A 19,601-nucleotide genomic window follows, 5' to 3' on the forward strand; every position below is an offset into this window, starting at 1 on the left:
CAATTCGGACGCGGGGTGGAGCAGCTCGGTAGCTCGTCGGGCTCATAACCCGAAGGTCGTCGGTTCAAATCCGGCCCCCGCAACCAACTATTTGTATCCATGGCAGGCAATGCCGCGCGGTGGAGACGAAGACAGCAAGGGGCATCTGCTCTGCCTCTTGTGGTGGCAATACAATTCGGACGCGGGGTGGAGCAGCTCGGTAGCTCGTCGGGCTCATAACCCGAAGGTCGTCGGTTCAAATCCGGCCCCCGCAACCAACTTCCCTTCTTTAATTACCTTGATCCTCTAGCTTGTTATCCAGCCGTCTTCGCGGTCTTTCTGCTTCGTGTCGCCTTCACGCTTGATATTGATTTTCAAGTGCAATCTGGCTGTGACCCCGCTTTGTTGGGTATCATCTCTGGTATCTCTTCATGGACGAGGGCCTTGCCCGATGATGCAACCATTTACCTATCTGCCGCCGCAGATCGACATTCACGACGCCAGCCTTGCTGCCGTCCTCACCAATGGCCTGGCCGCCAACCTGCTGATCTGCGCCGAAGAGCGGCGCGAGAGCTTGCTGGCCCTGCCCGAGCTTGCCGCCGTCAGCGCCCAGATCGCACTGGGGCAGAAAGCCCCCTACAGCCTGGTGCTGCACAATACCCTGCAACTGCTGGTCTTCCTGCCGGCCCGTCCCTCTCGCGACCATGCCCTCTACAAGCAGGTGAGAAGCTGGGTTGCGCCGCTGGCCGGGCTCAAGATTGAGCGACTGGGGCTGCATCTGGAGGGGTTTGACGAGGCCGATACCACTCTCCTGGCCGAACTGGCGCTGGCCACCCTGCTGGCGGCCAACGTGCCGCTGCCAAGCCACAAGCATCGCAGCGAAGATCCCTGGCGCTATCAGCAGATCGCGGTCTCTCCCAATTGCATGCTGGATCTGGCGCGGATCTATGCCGAGGCCGAGGGCAACGGCATCGCCCGCCATCTGGCGGTGTCGCCCGCTTCCGATCTGACCGCCCGCAGCTACCGCGAATGGGTACGCCAGCTGGCCCAGAGCGAGGGGTGGCAGTGGCATGAGTACGATCAGGCCCAGCTGGCCGAGCAGGGGGCCGGTGCCTTCATCGCGGTGGCACGCGGCTCGGAAGACAACCAGGCCGCCATGGTCAAGCTGAGCTACTGCCCACCCAATGCGGTGCGGCGAGTGGCCCTGGTGGGCAAGGGGATCTGTCACGACTCGGGCGGCTACAACCTCAAGGTTTCCGGCAGCATGTACGGCATGCATCTGGACATGGGGGGCAGCGCGGTGGCGCTGGGCACGCTTCACGCCATCAGCCGGGCCAGGCTGCCCTACGAGGTGCACTGCTGGCTCGCCATCGCCGAGAACCACATAGGCCCGCTCGCCTACCGGCCGGGGGAGGTGGTGACCGCCCTCAATGGCACCACCATCGAGGTGGTGGATACCGATGCCGAGGGACGCATGGTGCTGGCCGACACCCTCAGCATGGCGGTACAGGACAATCCGGATCTGCTGATCGACTACGCCACCCTGACCGGGGCCTGCAAGCGGGCGCTCGGCAGTCGTTACAGTGGCGCCTTCACCAACCGGCCCCAGTGGCTGAGCGAGCTGATCAGCCTGGGTCAGCGCAGCGGTGAGCGAGTCTGGCCCTTTCCGCTGGATGAGGATTACGACGACAACCTCGATAGCGAGTGGGCCGATCTGTTACAGTGTGCGCCCGGCGCCTCGCCAGATCACATCGATGCGGCCCGTTTCCTCAGCCGTTTCGTGCCTGCCCAGACCCCCTGGCTGCACCTCGACTTGAGTGGTTTTCGCAACAAGGGCGGCAATGGCGTGGTCAGCAGCGAGGTGACTGGTTTCGGGGTCAGATTGACGCTGGAACTGCTGGCCGGCCCGCTGGGGCGGCGCAATGAACTTGATCAACCAGAACAGTAAGGGATCCCGTGAAAGAACCAAGTTATGACTGGGTGTTGTTCGATCTGGATGAAACCCTGGTCGATTTCCCGGTCGCTCAGGCGCTGGAGCAGACACTGCACATTTACGGCGTGACGCCGACTCCGCCCAAGATGGCGGAGTACCACGCCCTCAACCACCGGCTCTGGCAGCAGTACAACTCCGGCGAGATCGATGCCGTCCACCTGCAACAGACTCGTTTCTCCCTCTTTGCCGAGCAGGTGGACGTGGCGCCGATGGCGATGAACGACACCTTCCTGCAGCAGATCATCGCCTTGAGCGTGCCGCTGGAGGGGGTGGAGGAGACTCTGCAGGCGCTGAAGAGCAAGGTGAAGATGGGGATCATCACCAACGGTTTCAGCCTGCCCCAGCGCGGGCGCCTCGACAAGCTGGGCTGGCAGGCCTGGTTCGAACCGCTGGTGATCTCGGACGAGGTGCAGGTGACCAAGCCGGCGCCGGCCATCTTCCAGCACGCGCTGGCACTGATGGGTCAGCCGAGTCCGGCGCGGGTGCTGATGGTGGGGGACAACCCCAAGACCGATATTGCCGGCGCCGCGGCCCAGGGGCTGGCGACCTGCTGGTACAACCCGGCCCGTCAGGATGGTCCGAGCGAGGCGACCCACGAGATCCACCACTTCGCCCACCTCTCGGCCATCGTGCTGGGCGAATAGGAACTTCTGCTGCGCAGGGGAAGTGAAAAAAAACAAGGCAGCCCACGGGCTGCCTTGTTTGTCTCCGGCTCTTGCTAGTGGCCGAGGCGGGCCAGCAACCAGGACTCCAGCAGGGCCACGCCGGGCGCCAGCACGGCTTCGTCGAAGTCGAACTCCGGGTGATGATGGGGCGCCGCCAGATTGGCCCCCAGGATCAGGTAGGCCGCTTGGCCACCGTTACGTTGCACCCGCTCGATAAGAAAGCCGGCATCCTCGCTGGCACCGAAGCGACGGGTGTGGATGGTCTCCAGCTTGAGCGCCTGGGCGAGCGGGATGATCTCCTCGAGCAGGGCCGGGCTGTTGTCGATGCCGATGGCCTCGCCCTGTTTGCGAATGAGGTAGGTGGCGCCCTGCATCATGGCCGCCCCTTCCACCATCTGCTGCACCTGGCTGAACATGTAGTCGTTGAGGGCCGGTGTGGCGCCCCGGGTCTCTCCCTGCAGCAGGGCATGGCCCGGGATCACGTTGCGGCCACTGCCCGCATGGAGCTGGCCCACGTTGATGCGGGTCATGCCGTCGCGGTGGCGGGCGATGCCGAGCATGGCGGTAGTGGCCATGCAGGCCGCCGCCAGCGCATTGCTGCCGGCGTTGGGCTCGAGCCCCGCATGTGCGGCGCGCCCCATGAACTCCACGTCGAACTTGGTGGAGCAGAGAAACTCGGTGGGATTGACCACCAGCTCGCCGCTGTTGGCGTGAATGCCGATGTGCAGCGCCAGCAGGGCATCCACGTCGTCGAGCTGGCCCCCGGCGGCCAGCGCCTTGCCGCCGCGACACCCCTCTTCGGCGGGCTGGAAGAACAGTTTGATACGGCCGTTCAGTCGATCGGCGAGGGCGGCGATCCGCTCGGCCAGCACCAGCCCGATGGCGGTATGGCCATCATGGGCGCAGGCGTGCATCCAGCCGGGGTTGCGCGAGTGCCAACCTTCTTGGCTGGGGGGATGCAGCTCATCCTGGCTCTCCTCGACCTCCACCGCGTCGATGTCGAAGCGAAAGGCCAGGGTCGGGCCCGGTCGGCCGCTGTCCCACAGTCCCATCACCCCCGTTATCTCTTCGAACCGGCCCAGCCAGTCCGGATGAGCACCCTGGCGCAGGGCTCGCTCCTTCTGGGCTTGCACGTCTATGTTGCGTCCCATGATGAGGTTGCTGGCCAGCAGCTTGTCACCCAGCATGATGGAGAAACCGAGTTCATTGAGGTGGTGAGCGATGAGGGAGCTGGTACGAAATTCACACCAGGCCGCTTCGGGCAGACGATGAAGATCACGACGCCAATGGCTTAGCGCATCCTGTGTCATGGTAATTCCTGCATGGCGAATCCAGCGGATATTGTGACGGGCAGGGGGGCAAGAGTAAATCCCGCAGACACAAATGCAACAGGGGGAGCCACTGGCTCCCCCTGTTTACGCTGCCGTGGCACGACAGCTCTGTTTATATACACCGACTGGTGCTAACCACCTTGTCTGCACTCATTTTCGATGAAACGACCAAAAATGACTGAATGCGGTGAATTAACCAGCACGCTGGTGCCTGTCGTTGCCCATGCGGATCACGAAGTGGGCAACCAACCGGCTCAAAGCTGTGACAGCGACGGCAGAGAGACGGCAACCAGAGTGAAAAACACGGTGAAAACGGCAGTAACCACAAACTCTTTCATATTATCGTCTCCCTTGGCTGACTGGTGATGGAACCAAGATACCACAATTGCGCAGTAAAACAATAGTAAAGTGTATTTATGTGGCCATAGTTGTCGCGTAGCGCTCGAAAGCGTCATTTTCATAAATCTAAGGCTGTTTTATCAGCTTCAAGATGGGTATTGGGCATCCACCAGGATTTAATGGTGTTTTTATTCAATAAAATCAATATGATGAATCCGTTCTTGTTGTGTTTTTTGATGGGTCTTATATGAGTCTTTTTTGGTTTTTTAAAATTTTGTCTGCAAAAGCAGACAGTTTTGCTGGCGATGGAGTGAGTTTGGCATGGTTTGGACTGCTGTCAGCCCCATTTTCCCTACCCCCAGCATTTCTTGTCGTGCTCCGGGAATTTTTCCCTGTAGTGACGCCACCTTCTGGCGGCGGCACGCTCGCAAATTTGCAGAAATCCTGCGGTTGATGACAGTCGCGCAACCATTGCGCCGACCCTGTTCGACTCTTTTCACGGCATGTTGGCGGCTCGATGGGGGCTGCTGATGGCAGGTACATGACCACTTGATGACAAGGAGGGTGAGCTGACTGCACAGCGCGATAGCCCTGGTTTCGCTGTGAGTCAATGGCAGGTGGGGAGGTTTGCTGGCTGCATCGCCCTGACCGGGCTGCCCGAAGAGGCGAGGGGACGGCAGGGAGCCATGGGCGGGGATAACGGCAGACATGCCAGAGGGTGGAATGGGAGCGGGCGTGCCGGCAGGTGGCCCACGCCAATAAAAAACCCTCCAGCGGAGGGTTTTTACAACAACCTGAACAAGCGGGGCTTAGAACAGGGTGGTGGAGAGATCGTAGAGCTCCTGGTTGAACGGACGCTTCAGGTTCTCGATGCAGTCGATGATGTCGTGGTGCACCATCTCGTTGCCCTGAATACCGACGCAGCGGCCACCCTGACCGGCCAGCAGCTGTTCGACGGCGAAGGCGCCCATGCGGCTGGACATGATGCGATCGCGGGCGGTCGGGGAGCCACCGCGCTGGATGTGGCCCAGGATGGTGGCGCGGGTTTCGCGACCTGTCATGGCCTCGATGTCCTTGGCCAGGGCGTTCACGTCGGTGACATGCTCACAGATGGTGATGATGGCGTGGCGCTTGCCTTTGGCTTCCCCTTCCTTGATCTGTTGCAGCAGCTTCTCTTTGTCGAAGGCCACTTCCGGCACGATCACGTACTCGGCACCGCCGGCGACGGCGGCAGACATGGCCAGGTCGCCGCAGTGGCGGCCCATGATCTCGACCACGGAGATGCGGTGGTGGGAGCTGCAGGTGTCGCGCAGACGGTCGATGGCATCCACCACCACGTTGAGGGCGGTGTCAAAGCCGATGGTGAAGTCGGTACCGGCGATGTCGTTGTCGATGGTGCCCGGCAGGCCGATGCAGGGGAAACCCTCTTCGGTCAGCTTCTTGGCACCCATGTAGGAGCCGTCACCGCCGATCACCACCAGGGCGTCGATACCGTGCTTTTTCAGGTTCTCGATCGCTTCAGCGCGCACTTTCGGATCTTTGAAGGCCGGGAAACGGGCGGAGCCGAGGAAGGTACCGCCACGGTTGACCACGTCGGAGACACTGTGGCGCTCCAGCTTGACGATACGGTCCTGGTGCAGACCGAGGTAGCCATCATAGATGCCGTAGACTTCCAGGCCATGATGCAGGCCGGCGCGCACCACGGCGCGAATGGCTGCGTTCATACCCGGTGCGTCGCCACCACTGGTCAAAACACCAATACGTTTGATTTGTTTGGTCATGAGTGCCTCTGGATCTGAGTTGTCGAATACGAAAGGGTTAAATGAGACAAGCCACTTTTACTATATCGGCTTTCATATGGGATGCGCTGGCTGCCATAGGAAAAGCGATACGCAGGAGGGGGCAAGCGCCCCCTCCAAGGCAGCCGATTACTTGGCCGCGCCAGCGATGATCTGGGAGAAGTCGTCCACTTTCAGGGACGCACCGCCTACCAGGCCGCCGTCGATGTCCGGCTGACCGAACAGGTCGGCAGCGGTAGCACCGGTCACGGAGCCGCCGTACAGGATCTGTACCTTGGCAGCCACGGCGGCATCAAACCCGGCCAGGTACTGGCGGATGTGAGCGTGCACGGCCTGTGCGATTTCCGGGGTAGCGGTCTTGCCGGTGCCGATGGCCCATACCGGTTCGTAAGCCACGACGGCGTTCTCGAAGGAGGCGATACCGCAACGGTCGATCACGGCTTTGAGCTGGGTTTCGACCACGGAGTTGGTGGTGCCGGCTTCGAACTGGGCCAGAGTCTCACCGATGCACAGCACGGGGATCAGGCCGCCTTTCTGGATGGCTTCGTACTTGGCAGCAACCACCTCGTCGGTCTCTGCGTGCAGGGTACGACGCTCGCTGTGGCCGACCAGGGAGTAGGTGCAACCGAAGGCTTTGAGCATGGACGGAGCGTTCTCGCCGGTGAAGGCGCCAGACTCGTGAACGTCGGCGTTCTGGGCACCGTAGGCAATCTTGCTGCCGGCGGTCAGCTGCTCAACCAGACCCAAAAAGATAACCGGCGGGCAGACGGCGACTTGTACAGAAGGATGAGCGGCAGCCGCCGGGGTCAGTCCTTTGATCAGTGCTTCGACGGAAGCCTTGGTGCCGTTCAGTTTCCAGTTACCCATTACCAGGTGCTGTCTCATCTTCTATATCTCCTAGGCATTTGATTGCGCGACATTATATGAATTGAACCGAGCCCAAGATAGCTGACCCGGCGGCAAATGACGTAATTTTTTTTCGCTTTCCTGATCCAAATCAGGAATGAAAGGCTCGATCGCTCAATCGGTGACCTGACCCCGCAGACGGGCCCACCATACCCCAATCCATTCGTGAATGGCAGCCTCGGAATACATCAGATAGCGCCCCTTGGGCAGGTAGCTGTAGAGGGGTTGCACCACCTGGCTCTGCTTGGCGGTGTAGTCGGTGGGGGCCGGCACGGCATTGAGTCCCTGACCCTGATAGAGCGCCATGGCCCGCGGCAGGTGGGTGGCCGAGCTCACCAGCGCCACCCGCTTGCCCTTGAGATGCTGGCTGATGCTGACCGCCTCGTCGTGGGTGTCTTTGTTGTTTTCAAACAACGTCATCCGCGAGCGCGGGATGCCGAGGCTTGCCGCCATGCGGGCGTTGACCTCGGCGTTCGAGAGAGGATCCCCCGACACATAGCCCGAGAAGATGAGCTCCGCCTGCGGATAAGCCTGGGCCAGCCGTACCCCCTCCAGAGTGCGGGCCAGGGCGATGTTGTTCTGCCAGCTGCGCTCAGGGACGGCCGGGTCGCTCACATGGCCGTTGCCGAGCACCACGATGGCCTGGATGTCCGGATGCTGGCTCACCTCGAAGGGGGGGAAGGTCTGCTCCAGCGGGCGGGCCAGCTGGTAGCTCACCGGCCGCATCCCCATCAGGGCGACGATGAGCAGGGCCAGGGTCGCCAGCAGCTTGCCGGTTTTCTGAAAACGGGTGAACCAGAGCAGCAGCAGCGCCAGCAACAGCAGGGTGACGGAGAAGGGGAGCGGCATCAGCAGCTGACCCAGCCACTTTTTAAGCACAAACACGGCAGAGAGTTCCTTGAGTTTTCAGCAAATTCGGGATGTGACAGAATACCTCTCTTTTTTGGGATGGCCACAACCCTGTGGCGCAAAAGTTGAGTTTCTCCTTGAAGCACGATCAGAGTTTCGACGGGCGGGCCGACAAGTTCGCCCGCAACATTTATGACTCCACCAAAGGGCGCATCCGCACCACAGTGGTCTGGAGCGACATCGAAGCCTGCCTGGCCCGCCTTGGCAACCGGCCCCTGCGCATCCTGGATGCGGGCGGCGGGTTTGGCTACTTTGCCCAGAAGCTGGCGGCCATGGGCCATCAGGTGGAGCTGTGCGATCTCTCCGCCGAGATGCTGGCGCTGGCCCGCAGCCAGATCGCCGAGAAGGGGCTGGAAGACAGAATTCGTCTCATCCATTGTCCCATTCAGGATCTTAAAGCACACGTGACCGGCACCTTCGATCTGGTGCTCTGTCACGCGGTGCTGGAGTGGCTCGCCGAGCCGCGCCAGACCTTGCTCGGTCTGTTCCCTTTCGTCAATGCCGGGGGCATACTGTCGCTGCTTTTCTACAACCGCCACGGCCTGCTGTTCCAGAGCCTGGTGGTGGGCAATTTCGATTATGTGCGCCTGGGTCTTCGCAAGAAGCGGCAGACGGCGCTGACCCCCACCAATCCCCAGCTGCCGGAGCAGGTGTATGACTGGATTGGCCGGGGCGGGCTCAAGATAATCGGCAAGACCGGGGTGCGGGTGATCCACGATTACATGCGCCACAAGCAGGATCAGCTGGAGAAGTTCGACGATCTGCTGGCCATGGAGCAGCAATATTGCCGGCAGGAGCCGTTTATCTCCCTGGGGCGCTATATCCACGTGATGGCGCAGAAACCCGCCGGCTGAGCCCCTTTTTTCGATGCTACCGGATGTAGCCGCGCGCAAGGCTTTGCGCCCAATACAACAACGAGATGACAACGTCATGATGAGTACATCCCGTACCCTGCCAGAGATGGTGGGATGGGTCAGGCAGGAGGGGCTGGCGTTGAGCCTGCCCACCGACCGGCTGGCCTTTCTGATTGCAATCAAGACCCTGTCCGAAGATGAGTCGGACTTGTCGGAAGCGGCCCTGCACGATGCCTTCGGCTACGTCAGCAACGCCTTCGGCCAGATGGACGAGACCCTCACCGGTCGCGCCAACAACGCCATCAACGATCTCATTCGCCAACAGCTGCTGTCGCGTTTCAACACCGACATGGTGGCGGGGGAGAGCCTCTATCGCCTGTCGCGTCTTGGCATGAGCATCGTCGACTTCTTCATGGATCAGCGCCAGGTCGACTCCATCAAGCTCTCCATCCTGCTCGAGCACCTGGCGGCCGAGCTCGACACCGCCCGCAAGGCGGCGCTCGAGACCAATACCCGCGAGCAGTGGGATGCCGAGGTGCTGCCACGGCTCACCTTCTCCCTGGAAGAGACGCTGGGGCGCATCGATCTTACCCAGCGCGCCATGGATGAGCAGCAGAATCAGGTCAAAAGCGAGATTGCGGCCCTGCTGACCCAGAACTGGGTCGATGCCATCCACAGCTGCGAAAAACTGCTGCACGAGACCGGCCAGACCCTGCGCGAGCTGCAGGATACCCTGGACGCCGCCGGCCACCGTCTGCAGGCGGGCCTGCTCAACATTCAGGAAGCGGCGCAGGGGCGCGAGGATCTGTTCCACGTCGAGGAGCTGACTCACGCCCTGCAGGGGCGCCTTGACGTCATCACCAGCTGGGGCCAGCAGTGTATCGAGCTGTGGGCCCGCTACGACAGGCACGTCCACAAGTTCATCCGCAACGCCATCGACATGGACAAGAACCGCGCCTTCAGCCAGCGGCTGCGGGAATCCATCCGCAATTTCGATCAGCACAACTGGCAGCTGCGGGTGGCCGAAGAGCCCCGCCTGCTGGAGCTGCGCGACGAGACCATCGCCATCCACGACGAGGAGGTGACCGGCGAGGTGCCCCTCGAGATGGAGTACATGGAGATGGTGGACATCAACCAGGAGCTGGCCGAGCGGATCGAGCGCTATCTGGCCCGCTACCCCGAGCAGGGCCAGCAGCTGGACTTGGCCGATGTGCTGCGCGAATACCTGCTGGACTACCCGGCCCATGCCCACTTCGATGTGGCGCGTCTTCTGATCGACCAGGCCGTGCGCCTGGGCCATGCCAGCGGCGAGCACCAGCTGCATCGTCAGCCCGCATGGAAACCCATTAACCAAGCTGGATCCAAGGTTCAGGCCTATGTCATTGATCAATACTGAATTTCCCTTGCCGCTGCGGCTCGCAGAGGCGATTGCCAACCCCTTGTTTCCGCGCATCGACACTGCCTTGCGCTCCGGCCGCCACATCAGTGCCGACGAGTTCGAGCAGCACTCGGCGCTGGTGGAATACCACCAGGAGCTGGAGATCTTCTACGGCCGCTATCAGGTGGAACTCATCAAGGCGCCGGAAGGCTTCTTCTACCTGCGCCCGCGCCCGAGCGCCGACATTGGCACCACAGTCCTCTCCGAGCTCGACATGCTGGTGGGCAAGGTACTCTGCTACCTCTACCTGAGCCCGGATCGGCTCGCCTCGGAAGGAGTGTTCGCCATGGGCGAGCTGCAGGAGGAGGTGCTGAGCCTGGCCGACGAGAAGCAGCTGCTGCGGATGGTCAACAGCCGCTCCGGTGGCACCGATCTCGACAAGAAGAAACTGCTGGAGAAGATCCGTACCTCCATGCGCCGCCTGCGTCGCCTTGGCATGATCACCGCCCTTGGCAACAGCGACAAATTCCGGGTCAACGAGTCAGTGTTCCGCTTCGCCGCGGACGTGCGCTCCGATGAGGATCCGCGCGCCGTGCAGCTGCGGATGATCCAGGAGGGGGAGGCCATCTTCCACGACGACGAAATGCCGAGCAGCGACTCGCTGTTTGACGATATCGAGGCGGACCTCGATGAAGAACAACTGGATCTGGAGGTATAAAGGTGCGAGGCAAGTTCAAATCCCTGACCATGGTCAACTGGAACGGCTTCTTCGCCCGGACCTTCGATCTCGACCAGCTGGTCACCACCCTCTCCGGCGGCAACGGTGCGGGCAAGTCCACCACCATGGCGGCCTTTATCGCGGCCCTCATCCCCGACCAGTCCCTGCTTCACTTCCGCAACACCACGGAGGCGGGTTCCAGCAGCGCCTCCCGTGACAAGGGGCTCTACGGCAAGCTGCAGCGCGGCCACTGCTACTCTGTGCTCGAGGTGATGAACAGCCGCGAGCAGCGGATCTGGGTCGGCGTGCACCTGGAGCAGGTGGCCAACCGTGACAACAAGGTCAACATCACCCCGTTTGCACTGGTGGATGTGCCGGACAATCTGGCGCCCACCGATCTGCTGCTGGAGAAGCTCGACGACGGCAAGGGCCGGGTGCGTGCGTTTGCCGATCTGAAAGGGGCGGCGGCGGAGCTCGGCGCCATCAAGGTCGCCAAGTTCAATACGGTGACCGACTATCACAACTTCATGTTTGAGTTCGGCATCACCCCGAAGAAGCTGCGTGATCAAAAAGATCGCGGCAAGTTCTACCGTCTGATCGAGGCCTCCCTCTACGGCGGTATTTCGTCTTCCATCAGCCGCTCCTTGCGCGAATACCTGCTGCCGGAGAACTCCGGCGTGCGCAAGGCGTTCCAGGACATGGAAGCGGCCATCTACGAGAACCGCCGCACCCTTGAGGCTATTAAAGAGACCCAGGGCCAGCGGGATCTGTTCAAGAACCTCATTACCGAGACCACCCACTATGTGGCGGCGGATTATGTGCGCAATGCCGCCGAGAAGAACCGCCTCTCCGAACTGGCCCTCAAGGCCCGCCAAGAGTTGGCAGGTAAACGCCGCCTGCTGGCCGAAGAGAAGCAGCGCGCTATCTATCTGGCCGACGAGGTGGAGCAGCTCACCAACCGCGAGAAGCTGCTGACCGACGAGCTGGAGTCCGCCGCCGAGCACCTGGCCAAGGTGCTGGCCGCCGTGGCACTGCAAAAGAAGATAGAGATGTATCGCGCCGATCTGGCGGATCTCTCTGACAAACTCGAACAGCAGCAGGCGGTGCTGGAAGAGATCCACGGCCAGTTGCTGGAGGTGGAAGAGCGCAAGGAGCTGGCCCAGGCAGAAGTAGACAGCCTCAAGACCCAGCTGGCCGACTATCAACAGGCGCTGGATATCCAGCAGACTCGCGCCATCCAGTACCGTCAGGCGGTGCAGGCGCTGGAAAACGCCCGCGAGCAGTGCGAGCTGCCGGGGCTGACCGCCGAACAGGCGAGCGACACCCTGCACCAGTTCCGCGTCGCCGAGCAGAGCCTCACCAGCCGGGTGCTGGGGGCCGAGCAGCAGCTGGCGCTGGCCAAGGCGGCGGTGGCCGAGTACGAAGCGGCGCTGGCGCTGCTTTTGAACATTGCCCCCGAGACTGCGCGCGAGGCCGCCTGGCCCACCGCCCAGGCGCTGCTCAAGCGTCACATCGAAGACAAGGCCCGCATTGCACAGGGGCAGGGGCTGCGCGCCGCGCTGGCTCGCCTCGAGAAAGAGAGCGAAAGCCAGCAGGCGCTGCTGCGCTTGCGTGACGAGCTGCAGCAGGCCTCCGGCCAGCTGATCGCGAGCCAAGACGAGCTGGAGTTGTTTCTTGAGGCCCAGCGCACCCGTCAGGAGGAGCTGGCCGAGCAACAGGCCGAGGTCAATCAGCGCCGTGCCAGCCTCGAGCATCAGGGCGCCCAGCTCGGCCGCGATATCGCGGAGCTGACCAAGCTGGCCCCGCGCTGGCTCAAATCCTTTGAAAAACTCGAGCAGCTGCGCGAGCAAAGTGGGCTGCCGCTCACCACCGCCGAAGAACTTTCTTCCGGCATGCAGAGCGTGCTCGACAAGGAGCGCGAGTTCGAGCAGGAGAGCAACCGCATCGCGGCGCAGAAACAGGCGCTGGAGCTGCAAATTCGCAACCTGCAGCTGGGGGCCGGTGAGGCGGATCCGCGCTTGGCTCGCATTGCCGAGCAGGTGGGGGGCGTGCTGCTCTCCGATGTCTATGACGACATCTCCATCGACGATGCTCCTTACTACTCCGCGCTCTACGGCCCGGCCCGCAGCGCTCTGGTGGTGCTTGACCTTGAGGGCGCCATCGAGCGGCTGAAAAAGCTGGAAGATTGCCCGGAAGATATCTACCTCATCCAGGGCAACCCCGACTCCTTTGACGAGGACCTGGTGGAGGCCGACGAGCTGGGTGACGCCGTGCTGGTGCGCACCAGCAAGCGTCAGGTGCGCTTCTCCCGCTACCCCGAGTTGCCGCTGTTTGGCCGAGCCGCCCGGGAAAAGCGGATCGAGCAGCTCGACCTTGAGCGCGAAGAGCTTATCGAGGGTTATGCCAAGGCCGCCTTCGAGCAGCAGAAGTACCACCGCCTCTACGGTCACTTCCGCGACTTTATCGGCCAGCATCTGGATATCGCCTTCCGCCCCGACCCGGAAGCGGAAGTGCAGGCCAAACAGGCCGAGCAGCGCAAGCTGCAAGAGACCATCGCCGAGTGCAACAAGCAGCTGACAGAGGCCAAAGCGGCCGCCGCCCAGCTGACCCGCCATATCCAGCTGGTGCAGGGGATGCTGCCCTTTGCCCACCTGTTTGCCGAGACAGAGCTGGCTGCCCGCCTCGAGGCGGCTCACGCCGACGTGGAAGCGTTGAAACAGGCCGAAGCCTTTATCGCCAAGCACGGCAAGTCGCTCGAGAAGCTGGAAACCATGGTGCAGGTGCTGCGTCAGGATCCGCAGGATCTCTCTGCCCTACAGGCGGCGTTTGACGAAGCCAACGAATTGCTGGCCGAGCAGAAGCGCCGTTGCTATGCCCTTGATCAGCTGGTGGCCCGCCTGCCGCACTTTGCCTATCAGGATGCGCAAGACCTGCTGGGCAAGGCCTCCGAAATGAGCGAACGACTCAAAGAGAAGCTCAAGGCGGCCGAGCTTGCCGCCCGCACCGCCGGTGAGCAGCACAAGCAGATTGCCCAGCGCCACACCGAGGCGTTGCAGCTGCGCACCGCGCTCAACTCCAGCGTCGAGGCCAAGCGCCAGACCCTGACCGAGTTCGAGCAGGAGCTGGCGGCCATGGGGCTGACCCTCTCTGACGACATGGAAGAGAAGGCGCGCGCCCACAAGAAAGAGATCGAAGAGCTGCTGATCCGCACCCGTTCCCGTCGCACCAGCGCCGAGGCCCAGTTGCAGGTAACCAAGCGCGAGATCGAATCTCTCGGCGGTCGTCTCAAGCTGGAAGGTAAGGATTACTACGGTGCCCGTAAATCCCTGGTGGGTCACAAGGCGAGCTGGTCGCGGGTGGTGCGGCTGGCGCGGGAGACCGACGTCGAGAAGCGCCTCAACAAGCGCGAGCTGGCGTACCTTGACAGCGACGAGCTGCGCTCCATGTCGGACAAGGCCCTCGGCGCCCTGCGGGTGGCTGTGGCCCACGACGAGGCCCTGCGCGATGCGCTGCGACTGTCGGAGGGCAACCGCAGCACCGAGCAGAAGGTGGCCTTCTACGTGCAGGTCTACCGTTACCTCAAAGATCGCATCCGCAACGACATCATCCGCTCCGATGATCCGGTGGAGGCCATCGAGGAGATGGAGATCGAGCTGGCCCGTCTGGCCGACGAGCTCAAGCAGCGGGAAACCCATCTGTCGCTCTCCTCTCACGAGGTAGCGGCCAAGATCACCAACATCATCCGCCGCGAGCAGAACCGTATCCGGGTGCTCAACCAGGGCTTGCAGAACATTGCCTTCGGTCTGGTGCGCGGGGTGCGCCTCAACGTCAATATTCGCGAGGCTCACACCCGTCTGCTGACGGCGCTGGCTGACCAAACCGCCATGCACAACGATCTGTTCGCCGACAAGGAGCTCAGCTTCTCCGAGGCGATGGCCAAGCTGTTCCAGCGCCTCAACCCGCAGGTGGAGCAGGGGGATCGCAGCTATCAGGTGATGGGCGACGTGCTGCTCGATTATCGCAACTACCTGGAGCTGGAGATCGAGGTGCAGCGCGGCGCCGATGGCTGGCTGCGGGCCGAGAGCGGCGCGCTCTCCACCGGCGAGGCGATCGGTACCGGTCAGGCCATCCTTTTGATGGTGCTGATCAGCTGGGAGGAGGAGTCCCGCCGTCTGCGCGGCAAGGACATCGCCCCCTGCCGCCTGTTGTTCCTCGACGAAGCGGCGCGTCTGGATGGCAAATCCATCGCCACCCTGTTCGAGCTGTGCGAGCGGCAGGACATGCAACTGCTTATCGCCGCGCCCGAGAACATCAGCCCCGAGAAGGGCACCACCTACAAGCTCATCCGCAAGGTGCAGGGCAAGCACGAACACGTGCATGTGGTGGGGTTGCGTGGCTTTGGCTTCGCCGACGACAAGCTCATTGCCTGACAGAGGCTGACGGATGAGGTATGAAAACGGGAGGCTTGGCCTCCCGTTTTGTTTGGAAACTGTGGCAAAGTAGCGGCGCGGCCATGGCAGGCCGGCACCACGCCGGTTCGCTCACGCCCGCTACCGCTTCATTGGCATCGACAACCCCGCAGGGGAGCAAGGACAAGGCACATGGTTGAAAAGGGGCAATTTTTGCGAAAGGGGCTGCTGCTGTCGCTCACCGTGCTGCTGGCCGCCTGCAGCAGTCGCTATGACGAGAGCCACGGCGGCAGCTGGCGAGGCTATAGCGAGACGGGGCTCGCCTCCTACTACGCCGATCGCTACCACAACAAGCGCACCGCCAGCGGCGAGCCTTACCAGCGCCACGCCAACACTGCCGCCCACATGGAGTTGCCCTTCGGCGCCATGGTGCGGGTTACCAACCTCGCCAACGGCAAGAGCGTGGTGGTCAGGGTCAACGACAGGGGGAATTTCCCGCGCGGACGCATCATCGACCTTTCCAAAGCGGCCTTCAGCGCCATCGGCAATCCCCGCGCCGGGCTTATCAAGGTCAGGGTCGAGGTAGTGAATTAGCCAGCGATCTGAAAAGGGGAGTGCCATAAATCCATATGGTACTGACTGCTCCATCAGGGACGGGTTTGATTAAGCCCGCCAGATGGCCGGCCTAATCTGCCCCCATCACTGTGACGGGAGGTTCTACAGCCCGCCAGCCCAGCTCACTCTCGTAATGCTTCAGCCATATTCCCTGTCCCTTTACATTCATTTCTCCTTATCTCAAGACTGTCTCACCCTAACCCTGCCTCGCATATTGTTCCGACAAACGATGACAACAATCTCAAAAGATTGATATTTAATGCGTTTTGCTGTTTTTGTTGAATTTACAAAAAAAGTTTAAAAAAGGGAGGCCTGATGCTATCTTAGGCGCAGTAACATTTATGAGGGAGTGAGAGCGTCATGACCATTGAACGATATGCCACCGACAAGCCTTTTCCCTTTGCCGATGCAGTGAAGGCGAACGGTTTTGTCTTCCTCTCTGGCCAGGTTTCGATGACTGCCAGTGGTGAGCCGCTGTATGGTTCGGTTGCGGAGCAAACCCGGCGGATTATGCAGTCGATAGACGGGACGCTGACACGGGCGGGCGTGAGCCTAGATCAGGTCGTCAGGGTGCAAGTGTGGCTGAGTGACATGAAACACTTTGCCGAATTCAACGCTGAGTATCGCACTTGGTTTTCAAATGGCTTCCCGGCTCGCTCGGTGACTAGCAGCGCGCTGGCATTTGGGCTGGATGTGGAAGTTGAAGTCCAGGCGACAGCTTCATAGAGAGAGAATTCACATGGACATGAAACATGGCAGTCTGATCACTGCCTTGACGGCATCCCTTGACACCCTTAGAACCACTATTCCCGCCAATACCGAAGCGGTATTACATGATCTGACCAGACCCGAGGCGTCCATCATCGCCATCGTCAATGGGCATGTAAGTGGCCGCAAGAAAGGGGATGCGCTGTTATCCGGACCGGATGATGACATGGGCTTTTTGGGGCTGCTCGAGGCCTCATCCGATATCAGGCACCGCACATTCAGCGGTTATGTTTCCAAGACGGCTTCCGGGAAGCGCTTGAATAGCGCATCGACAATCTATTACGGCGAGGGTGGCACTCCATTGGTGGCATTTTGCATCAATGTCGATATGGAAACTGTCAATCAATTGAAGCGCGATCTGGATTATCTTTTCCTGCCAGCCGGCATGGAAGAAGGGCTGGGTGGCAGGACGAGCAATATATCCATCCAGACGTTGGATGATGTGTTGCAGAGATATCGGCAGACAGGCTCAGAGAACAAGATTGACTTCAGAAGGCGCGTCGTATCAGACATTCATGGCATGGGGTTTTTCAAGATAAAAGGTAGTGTCAACCATGTCGCCAGAATGTTGGGGGTGACGCGATACACGATTTACAACTACCTGGAGAAATGCGATGAAGAGTAGTAGCTCGATAAAGATCCCCTTCTATCAAGTGGATGCGTTTACCTCTCAGCCTTTTGGCGGTAATCCGGCCGGGGTATGTCCTCTTGAGACGTGGCTGGATGATGAAGTGCTCCAGGCAATCGCCATTGAAAACAATTTGTCCGAGACTGCTTTCTTTATCCCGGCAGAGGATGGTTATCACTTGCGCTGGTTTACACCGGGGGTCGAAGTCGATTTGTGTGGGCATGCGACTCTGGCCGCGGCCTGGGTGCTTTTTAACAAGCTGGACCATGCTGGTGAGCGCATTCATTTTCACACCCGCAGCGGACTTCTTACCGTGACCCGCTCAGGCCATGAATACTGCATGGACTTTCCTGCCAAGGCGGTGACTCAGATAACGCCTCCATCGGGATTGTTGGCTTCACTCGGTATAGAAGAAGGGATCGTTGGGGTATGGCAATCTGATGATCTGATCGTGCTGGTGGATGACAGGCAGATCATCGACAGACTGGCCCCGGATTTCAATACGCTGGTGCAGTTTGATACCCGCGGTGTCATTGTGACGGCGGCCGATGAACGCTTCGATTTTGTCTCTCGCTGGTTTGGCCCTCAGGTTGGCGTCAACGAAGATCCGGTGACCGGCTCTGCGCATACCTTCTTGGCGCCGTTCTGGGCAGCACGAACAGGAAAGAAAGAGCTAATTGCCCAGCAAGGGGGGGCGCGCAAGGGCACATTGCGTTGTCTGGTACGGGATGACGGTCGCGTGGAGTTGTATGGTGAGGCTCGCATGACGATCGAAGGCTTCTTCCTGCTGTAGTGGTTCCAAACGCCTTATTACCTTGCCCTATCGGAGGCGGATGACGAGCGCTATCTGCTGGCGCGGTGCAAGAGGGAGTGGGTCAACGAGATAGGCCAGATGATAGAGGGGCATCACGCTCTGCGTTCCCGGCAAGATTCCCCCTTTGCCCTTGTGGAGCTCTTTCTCCGGGCCCCGACATCGTCGACTTCTCTCTTGGCATGGTGTGCGAGACACTCCTTCAACTCCCTGCTGATGTTTTGCCGCTAAGGAGCAGGCTATAAAGAGAGACGTCATTCACAGGGAGGATCAGAACATGACTGACAAGCGCGCCATTCAGGCAGCGGCCATCCCCGAGCACAAGGCAAAGTCCCTTTATCCGGAGCCCTTTGCCTCCTTGGTCAAGCACCGCACCCGGCGCAGGCTGGGGGATCATTTCGGCCTCGCCAATTTCGGGGTCAATCTGACGACCCTGGCACCGGGGGCCATCTCGGCGCTCAAGCACCATCACGGCCTGCAGGACGAGTTCGTCTATGTGCTCTCGGGCAATCCCACCCTGCGCCACGGGGAGGAGGAGTACCGGATGTCGCCGGGGGAGTGCATCGGCTTCAAGGGCGGCAGCGGCCTGGCCCACCAGTTGCTCAACCACTGTGAAGTGGACGCCGTCTATCTCGAGGTGGGGGACAGGCTGCCAGGGGACACAGTCGACTATCCCGACGACGATCTGGCCCTGGTACAGGGGGCCGATGGCGCCTGGTCAGCCAGACACAAGGATGGCAGCCCCTACTAGGGTGCCTCTTCGCGCAATGAGAGAGACCTCCATGGTGTTCAGCCCCTTTTCTGCTGTCAGAGCAGAGGATTTTCTGCCGCTGCTCAACGACGAGACGCTGCGAAAGCACCTGATCCCTCACCCGCTTTTCGATGTGGCCGGGGTACGCGACTGGATGGCGTACAAGCTGAGAGTCGACGCCCGGCCAGGCTGCCGCGTGCGTGCCATCTTCCTCGACGGCACCGTGGTGGGGTGGTGCGGCATCCAGCCCGATGACGAGGGGGTGGAGTTTGCCATTGTGCTCGCCAGGGCCGGCTGGGGAAGCGGCGTGGCGATTTTCAACGAGATGATGGGGTGGGCGAGGGAGCTTGGCCATCGGTCTATCCTCTTTCACCTGCTGGATACCCGCCCGCCTTACCGCTCCCTCGCCAGACGGGCCATCTGGGTGAGGAAAACACGTCTGGGCGAACACCCTTTCACCACCTATTGCCTTGATGTTGAATCCTGGTCTGCAGACCCTTAGCCCTTAGCCAGGGGGTTGCAAGCCGTGCCGCCTCCTGGCGGGTAACGTTGACACCCTTTGCGCAATGATCCCTCCCGCTCGTTTGTTCCTCTGTGCACTGCGTGGTGAACACTGTGTTCATTCTGCTCTCCTATATGGCACCCACCGTCCTGCCTACACTGGGCAACTTCTGATGGGGGGCATCCGGCACTATAAATAGCTGTCCAGGCTGCACTCTCTAGTGTGTTGACGATGTAAAACGGAGAA

The 19,601-nt window shown here is 61.0% G+C and carries 16 protein-coding genes and 2 tRNA genes; 14 read left to right on the plus strand and 4 right to left on the minus strand.

Going from position 1 to position 19,601, the window contains the following annotated elements; translation table 11 throughout:
- Positions 1-9 precede the first annotated feature (9 nt).
- The 4 genes from AB5Y81_RS01535 (at position 10) to yjjG (ending at position 2,616) form a co-directional block, all read left to right on the plus strand.
- Positions 10-86, plus strand: a tRNA-Met gene (locus AB5Y81_RS01535).
- A gap of 94 nt (positions 87-180) precedes the next feature.
- Positions 181-257: transfer RNA gene (locus AB5Y81_RS01540), tRNA-Met, on the plus strand.
- Positions 258-430: 173 nt separating this feature from the next.
- Complete coding sequence (locus tag AB5Y81_RS01545) at positions 431-1,927, plus strand: leucyl aminopeptidase family protein (protein ID WP_279484397.1); 1,497 nt, start codon at positions 431-433, stop codon at positions 1,925-1,927.
- An 8-nt stretch (positions 1,928-1,935) separates the two neighbouring features.
- Positions 1,936-2,616: a pyrimidine 5'-nucleotidase gene (yjjG, locus tag AB5Y81_RS01550; protein ID WP_017764584.1), complete on the plus strand. Its 681-nt coding sequence runs from the start codon at positions 1,936-1,938 to the stop codon at positions 2,614-2,616.
- A 74-nt stretch (positions 2,617-2,690) separates the two neighbouring features.
- Here the strand turns inward: yjjG and AB5Y81_RS01555 are convergent, their stop codons facing one another.
- The 4 genes from AB5Y81_RS01555 to elyC all read right to left on the minus strand — a co-directional run bounded on the left by AB5Y81_RS01555 (position 2,691) and on the right by elyC (position 7,897).
- Positions 2,691-3,947: a M20 family metallo-hydrolase gene (locus AB5Y81_RS01555; protein WP_279484396.1), complete on the minus strand. Its 1,257-nt coding sequence runs from the start codon at positions 3,945-3,947 to the stop codon at positions 2,691-2,693.
- 1,169 nt (positions 3,948-5,116) lie between these two features.
- A complete protein-coding gene (pfkA, locus tag AB5Y81_RS01560) occupies positions 5,117-6,088 on the minus strand; it encodes a 6-phosphofructokinase (RefSeq protein ID WP_005300508.1) in 972 nt (323 codons plus the stop codon).
- 147 nt (positions 6,089-6,235) lie between these two features.
- The gene (tpiA, locus tag AB5Y81_RS01565) at positions 6,236-6,991 is read right to left on the minus strand and encodes a triose-phosphate isomerase (protein WP_005300511.1); all 756 of its coding nucleotides are present in this window, start codon (positions 6,989-6,991) and stop codon (positions 6,236-6,238) included.
- Between the two features lie 135 nt (positions 6,992-7,126).
- Positions 7,127-7,897, minus strand: coding sequence for an envelope biogenesis factor ElyC (gene elyC, locus AB5Y81_RS01570; protein ID WP_123246080.1), 771 nt, complete (start codon positions 7,895-7,897; stop codon positions 7,127-7,129).
- Between the two features lie 101 nt (positions 7,898-7,998).
- Between elyC and cmoM the strand changes: the two genes are divergently transcribed.
- The 10 genes from cmoM to AB5Y81_RS01620 all read left to right on the plus strand — a co-directional run bounded on the left by cmoM (position 7,999) and on the right by AB5Y81_RS01620 (position 19,355).
- Complete coding sequence (gene cmoM, locus AB5Y81_RS01575) at positions 7,999-8,775, plus strand: tRNA uridine 5-oxyacetic acid(34) methyltransferase CmoM (protein WP_010634083.1); 777 nt, start codon at positions 7,999-8,001, stop codon at positions 8,773-8,775.
- Between the two features lie 76 nt (positions 8,776-8,851).
- Positions 8,852-10,171: a chromosome partition protein MukF gene (gene mukF, locus AB5Y81_RS01580; protein WP_005300519.1), complete on the plus strand. Its 1,320-nt coding sequence runs from the start codon at positions 8,852-8,854 to the stop codon at positions 10,169-10,171.
- Positions 10,152-10,871: a chromosome partition protein MukE gene (mukE, locus tag AB5Y81_RS01585; protein ID WP_005300522.1), complete on the plus strand. Its 720-nt coding sequence runs from the start codon at positions 10,152-10,154 to the stop codon at positions 10,869-10,871. The genes mukF and mukE overlap by 20 nt, the downstream gene beginning before the upstream one ends.
- A gap of 2 nt (positions 10,872-10,873) precedes the next feature.
- The gene (gene mukB / locus AB5Y81_RS01590; RefSeq protein ID WP_279484395.1) at positions 10,874-15,301 is read left to right on the plus strand and encodes a chromosome partition protein MukB; all 4,428 of its coding nucleotides are present in this window, start codon (positions 10,874-10,876) and stop codon (positions 15,299-15,301) included.
- Between the two features lie 171 nt (positions 15,302-15,472).
- Positions 15,473-15,874, plus strand: coding sequence for a septal ring lytic transglycosylase RlpA family protein (locus tag AB5Y81_RS01595; protein ID WP_168967602.1), 402 nt, complete (start codon positions 15,473-15,475; stop codon positions 15,872-15,874).
- Positions 15,875-16,255: 381 nt separating this feature from the next.
- Entirely contained in the window at positions 16,256-16,621 is a 366-nt protein-coding gene (locus tag AB5Y81_RS01600; protein ID WP_017787994.1) for a RidA family protein, read from the plus strand.
- Positions 16,622-16,634: 13 nt separating this feature from the next.
- A complete protein-coding gene (locus AB5Y81_RS01605) occupies positions 16,635-17,288 on the plus strand; it encodes a transcriptional regulator (protein ID WP_017787995.1) in 654 nt (217 codons plus the stop codon).
- Complete coding sequence (locus AB5Y81_RS01610; protein ID WP_017787996.1) at positions 17,278-18,084, plus strand: PhzF family phenazine biosynthesis protein; 807 nt, start codon at positions 17,278-17,280, stop codon at positions 18,082-18,084. Before AB5Y81_RS01605 ends, AB5Y81_RS01610 begins: the two co-directional genes overlap by 11 nt.
- Before the next feature lie 295 nt (positions 18,085-18,379).
- Positions 18,380-18,853 (plus strand): cupin domain-containing protein, encoded by a 474-nt coding sequence (locus AB5Y81_RS01615; protein ID WP_267996961.1) that lies wholly within the window; start codon positions 18,380-18,382, stop codon positions 18,851-18,853.
- Between the two features lie 16 nt (positions 18,854-18,869).
- On the plus strand, positions 18,870-19,355 hold the full coding sequence (locus tag AB5Y81_RS01620) for a GNAT family N-acetyltransferase (protein ID WP_267996960.1): 486 nt from the start codon (positions 18,870-18,872) through the stop codon (positions 19,353-19,355).
- Positions 19,356-19,601: the final 246 nt, after the last annotated feature.

The sequence above is a fragment of the Aeromonas sp. s2 genome (assembly GCF_040907935.1).
GTDB lineage: Bacteria > Pseudomonadota > Gammaproteobacteria > Enterobacterales > Aeromonadaceae > Aeromonas > Aeromonas dhakensis.

Bases quoted from the DNA above. Each gene is read 5' to 3' on its own strand.
- tpiA (WP_005300511.1), bottom strand. From the start codon at position 6,991: ATGAGACAGCACCTGGTAATGGGTAACTGGAAACTGAACGGCACCAAG.
- AB5Y81_RS01545 (WP_279484397.1), top strand. From the start codon at position 431: ATGATGCAACCATTTACCTATCTGCCGCCGCAGATCGACATTCACGAC.
- AB5Y81_RS01605 (WP_017787995.1), top strand. From the start codon at position 16,635: ATGGACATGAAACATGGCAGTCTGATCACTGCCTTGACGGCATCCCTT.
- AB5Y81_RS01620 (WP_267996960.1), top strand. From the start codon at position 18,870: ATGAGAGAGACCTCCATGGTGTTCAGCCCCTTTTCTGCTGTCAGAGCA.
- AB5Y81_RS01615 (WP_267996961.1), top strand. From the start codon at position 18,380: ATGACTGACAAGCGCGCCATTCAGGCAGCGGCCATCCCCGAGCACAAG.
- pfkA (WP_005300508.1), bottom strand. From the start codon at position 6,088: ATGACCAAACAAATCAAACGTATTGGTGTTTTGACCAGTGGTGGCGAC.
- mukF (WP_005300519.1), top strand. From the start codon at position 8,852: ATGATGAGTACATCCCGTACCCTGCCAGAGATGGTGGGATGGGTCAGG.
- mukE (WP_005300522.1), top strand. From the start codon at position 10,152: ATGTCATTGATCAATACTGAATTTCCCTTGCCGCTGCGGCTCGCAGAG.
- AB5Y81_RS01555 (WP_279484396.1), bottom strand. From the start codon at position 3,947: ATGACACAGGATGCGCTAAGCCATTGGCGTCGTGATCTTCATCGTCTG.
- AB5Y81_RS01595 (WP_168967602.1), top strand. From the start codon at position 15,473: ATGGTTGAAAAGGGGCAATTTTTGCGAAAGGGGCTGCTGCTGTCGCTC.
- AB5Y81_RS01600 (WP_017787994.1), top strand. From the start codon at position 16,256: ATGACCATTGAACGATATGCCACCGACAAGCCTTTTCCCTTTGCCGAT.
- AB5Y81_RS01610 (WP_017787996.1), top strand. From the start codon at position 17,278: ATGAAGAGTAGTAGCTCGATAAAGATCCCCTTCTATCAAGTGGATGCG.